This window comes from Hyalangium sp., from assembly GCF_035629615.1.
Classification (GTDB): domain Bacteria; phylum Myxococcota; class Myxococcia; order Myxococcales; family Myxococcaceae; genus Hyalangium.
In genome coordinates, this window is record NZ_DASPHO010000197.1 from 1 (window position 1) to 4659 (window position 4659).

General features: G+C 68.4%; 2 protein-coding genes and 1 pseudogene. 1 reads left to right on the forward strand and 2 read right to left on the reverse strand.

Going from position 1 to position 4659, the window contains the following annotated elements:
- Positions 1 to 146 precede the first annotated feature (146 nt).
- Entirely contained in the window at positions 147 to 1361 is a 1215-nt protein-coding gene (locus VD972_RS10020) for a hypothetical protein (RefSeq protein WP_324984478.1), read from the reverse strand.
- A gap of 85 nt (positions 1362 to 1446) precedes the next feature.
- Positions 1447 to 3165, reverse strand: a complete 1719-nt coding sequence (locus tag VD972_RS10025; RefSeq protein ID WP_324984481.1) for a B12-binding domain-containing radical SAM protein — start codon at positions 3163 to 3165, stop codon at positions 1447 to 1449.
- Between the two features lie 237 nt (positions 3166 to 3402).
- Between VD972_RS10025 and VD972_RS10030 the strand changes: the two are divergent.
- Positions 3403 to 4659: pseudogene (locus VD972_RS10030) on the forward strand (histidine kinase); the annotation flags it as partial.

Sequence of the window (4659 nt, forward strand, 5' to 3'; positions counted from 1 at the left end):
CCCAAGCAGGACAAGCACCAGGGCCAAGGTCGCAGGTGGGGACAAGAGTGCATGACCTCCCAGGTAGGGACTCTATCAGACCTGTCCCCGCGCATGTAGAGCCGGGCTTCGGCCAGTGCGTGCTACCGAAGTGGGCCCTTCGCAGCTCAGCGGCGGACGCGCGAGCTCGAGGTAGGGGCTGGAGCTTCGGGTTCGCCCTCCCCTGTGACGGGGACGACCTGGGACGGCCGGCGCAACGCGGCGCGCTCCTCGTCGTCCACGGACTCGAGTGCCTCGGTGACCGCGGCGAGCTCGTCCCGGATGCGCTCCAGGCCGCGCTCGAGCTCCGGCTCAGTGCCGGAGCCGCCCGCGTGATGGACTTGAACCAGCTGGGCAATGACGCCCTCGATGGTCCAGCACAGCCGGGTCAGCTCCGCATCGAGGCGGTCTGCGTTGCGGGCCAGGAGCTTGCGCTGGCTCCGCTGCTCGTCGATGGCCGCCGTGGCCCGCTGCAGCGACGCACGCACCTGCTCGTCCTCGGCGGAGGCAATCCGCTGTTCGAGCGCGGCGCGCTCCGTCTCTAGCCGCGCCATCAACTCTGGTGACAGCTCGCGGCGGAGCCTCCGCTCGCGCGAGAGAAGATCCCGGCACGTCGAGCGCAGGGATGCCACGGAGCTGCCGGTCGCGCTGAGGAAGCTGCGCAGGGTGGGCGAACCCTCCTGGAGCTCCGCCTGAAGCCGGTCGCACAGTGCCTCGATCTGCCGCTCGCGTGCATCCGCGGAGGGGTCCGCAGGGCTCTCCGGTTCTGCCCTGGGCGCCTGCGCGGCGCGAAGGACACCTCCGGCTCCCAGGTGCCCTCCCGCGCCCAGCACGGCGTTGCGCTGAACGGTGGCGCCTGCCCCGACGCTCGCCTCCCGCTGCACCGTCGCGCCGCGCTCCACCGTGGCTCCCCAGCCGATCACCGCACCACTCTCCACCGTGGCGTTGCTTTCAAGGGTGGCGCCCATGCGGACCACGGCCCCTGACTTCACCACCGCGCCGGCCTCCACGGTCGCGCCCATCTCCACCACGGCGCCTGCCTCAATCCTCGCGGAAGCATGCACCTCCGCTCCCATGCCGATGCGCGCGGGCCCCTGGGAGAAGGACTCCAGCTTCGCCACCTTGGAGATGCCCGTGCGCACCAGGAAGACCACTCCCGAGGCAATGCCCAGCGCGCCCGCCGGAATGAAGAGCCACGGTGTCGTGAACGCGCCCGCCATCGCGAAGGTGGCACCGCCGAGGAAGAGCCCTCCGCTCACGGTCCCGAGGACGATCTGCGTCTTGCGGAGCTTCCGCTCGAAGAGGTTCAGGTGCTGCGGCAAGCCGTCATCCGTTTTGCTCACGCGCCCTGTTGTACCGCATTCGCTCCACCGTCAGCCTGCCCAATCCCACCGCAGGCCTGCACGGGCGAGCCCGGCACCGTGCACCTCACGCCGGCTGCAGGAAGCGTCCGTCCACGAGATGGTCAATGACCTCGCGCGCCGAGCCCGGGTCGAGCTTCACCTTCGCCCCCAGCTGCGCCACCGCGCTGGCGACCGTCGTCGGGTGCTCGAAGGCGGCCAGGGTGCTCAGGAGGACTTTACCGTCCTCGCCCTGATCCAGCGTCGGGTCGGTGAACTTTCGCGGGCTGACCGAAGGTGCGCAGACCAGGCCCGTCCCGTCCACCGACCGCACGACGGTCACCTGCTCCTGCGCCACCTTCGCGGGGACCCGGTGAGGTCCCAACCAATCACCGAGCTTGAACTGAAGCGTTGAGGGGGCGGTGTTCAACAGGCGGGTGCGTCCGTTGATCGCGATCCTTCGCCTCGCGTCTCTGTGCTTCCACGCGAGGGCATCCACGTGATCCGACGTGCGCTGCACCGCCTCCTCGAGTGCCGCGTCGCGGAAGCGCAGCATCGGCACCGTCACCTCGCCTGGCTCGCGTCGCTCGAAGTACTCGAGGAACTCCGTGAACGCTCGCGCTTCGGTCACCATGTCGAACCGCGCGGGGTGCTCGGTGACGAGCGCCCCAGGCTGCGCTTCGAGCCGCTGGTAGCCCACCACGCAGTCGAGGCTGATCACGCGCTCCACGAGGCGAACCTCCTCTTCGAGCGTGGCGGCGCTGGCGAAGGGGAGGCCGGCGATTCCAGAGACCTCGATGCCCAGGTTCGGATGGCGGCGGCAGCTGTCGATGAGCTCCAGGAGCTCCCGGTCCGAGGCACAGGGCTTGAGCAGGCCGCGACGCATCTGCTCGTGCCGCTGCTGCTCCGAGAAGCAGCCGATGTCGAGCACCATGTAGACCTGCTCGAAGGTACGGGCCAGAGCGTCGATGAGCTCCACCGGGGCCACCCCCCACAGGAAATACGTGCAGGAGTGGCGTGAGAGATCAACCCCCGCCCAGGTGCTCTGCAGAAACGCCGCCGAGCTTCCCGAGAAGTCGTAGCGCATCTGCCACGTCCGGTGGGCGATCTCCTGGTGGTCGCGGCGGACACTCTGCTCGGAGCGCAGAAACGGCTTGGCGCGTCCGAAGGCCGCCTTCTGGTTGCCGCGGGCCCCACCGCAATAGAGGCAGTTCTCGCCGCACCCCTTGCCGGGCGCGACCCACCCCGAGAAGGCGTGGCGATCCTGGTGGCTCAGGAAGATGTCGTCGAAGTGCGAGTAGTAGACGTCTTCGCTGTTCGTGGCGCCTTGCACGTACGCCAGTGGCAACCGCCGCGGGGTGCCGTCCGGAGCCCGGGTGACGCAGTTGGGCGGGGAGGGGTCGCCCTGGCAGAGCGCCAGCAGCGGCAGCTCGCCGTCGCCCAGGACGATGTGATCGATGCAGTCAAGCGCTTGCAGCTCCCGCCACCAGTACGATGCGGTGTTGCCGCCCACGACGATTCGGATCTCGGGGTCGATCTGACGCAGCGTCCGGGCCAGGAGCAGCGCGCGGTGGACGTGGTGGAACCACTTGAGGCTGATCCCGACGAGCCGGGGGCGCACGCGGGCCACCATGGCCTCGAGCGAGCGTGTCACCTCGTCCTCGGATTCGTCCCCATCGTAGAGCCGGACGAAGGCCTCGATTCCGCCCCGTCGCAGGTAGCCCGCGAGATAGAGGATCCCGCAGGTGGCCTCGCCAGTTCCGGCGCCGAGAAGGAGGACTGGAGAGAGGATGCGACGGCCTTGCATGAGACGAGACCCGACCTTCCGAACATCGTGAGTATAAAGGGGGCCGAGCTGCCCGTCGACGGCGGGGTCACGCCCCTGGAGGCCTGGGCCCTCCCCAGCCCACATCTCCCATCGGGTTCTCCGGACGTCGGTCGTGGCGAGCGGCGGCGTGCTGACCTATAACTGCACACCGCCACGCTCGGGTGTGCGCATCGGAATTGATCGCGCTCCGGCCAATTCCTGCATTACACATTGAGCATGCAGCCCGCGCCCACTCCCAAGACCCAGGGTTCTCTCGCCCGCTCGACGCTCATCCGGATGGGGGTGCGCATCGGAGTGATCATCACCCTGGCGACGCTCTTCAGCTATCTCCACATCTTCAACTCCTTCCGCACCGAGGCCCTCGTGCAGATGGAGCGCATGGTCCAGGAGCGCAGCCAGCGGGAGCAGGCCATCTTCATGCTGGCGGAGGACAACCAGGTCATCCTCAAGAAGGCCTTGGAGGAGCGGATCCAGGCGCTGCGGCGCGAGGAGCCGGGCCCCCGCTTTGACAGCCTGTTCGTCCAACTCCCGGACGGCACGATCCGCAGCCGCCCCGAGGGCTTCGATGCGACGAGGATGCCGTGCGTCTTCATCCCCAGTGGGGTGGGGGCCGACACCGAGTCTCGCCGGTGGCTTCTGGCCGCGTATGACGTGCTCGTCCAGTACGGGCCCGCCTTCCACGCGCGCTTGACGGACACCTACATCACGCTGCCGGGGGGAGCGCTCATCCTCTACTGGCCGGAGCGCCCCACCTGGTGCCAGGAAGCCGAGCCGGGCATGCCCATCTCCACCTTCCCGTTCTTCACGGTCAGCACCCCTGAGAACAACCCGCAGAGGCAGACGGCCTGGACGGCCATCTTCGCGGATCCCGTCGCTGATGCCTGGCTGGTGTCTGTCTCCACGCCGGTGGACATGGAAGGACGCCACGCCGCGACGATCAGCCACGACATCCTCATCGACGAGCTGATCACCCGCACCCTCAATGAGCATCTGCCGGGTGTGTACAACATGCTCTTCCGGGGTGATGGTGAGCTCATTGCGCATCCCGGCCTGGAGCTGCACGGCGCCGCGGAGAGCTACAACATCCTGAGCGCCGCCGGTCAGCCAGGGCCCTCGGTCGCGCGGCTTCGCTCCGAGGAGCTGCAGGTCCACCTGCAGCAGATCTTCGAGCGGGTGAGGCAGCGCTCGCCCGGGCAGTCCATTCTGGAGATCCCGGAGCATGATGAGTACGCCGCCGTTGCCAGGCTGAGGGGCCCCGACTGGATCTTCGCCACGGTGCTGCCCCAGAGCGTGGTGTCTGCGGCGGCCTTCCAGGCGGCGCGCTATGTGCTGCTGTTCGGCGTGGCATCGCTGATCCTGGAGCTGGCCATCATGTTCTGGGTGCTCAGGCAGCAGATCTCGCGTCCGCTGCTGGACTTCACCCAGGCCACGGATCAGGTGGCGGCGGGCGACTTCAAGGTCAAGCTGGAGACC

Bases quoted from the DNA above. Each gene is read 5' to 3' on its own strand.
- VD972_RS10025 (WP_324984481.1), bottom strand. From the start codon at position 3,165: ATGCAAGGCCGTCGCATCCTCTCTCCAGTCCTCCTTCTCGGCGCCGGA.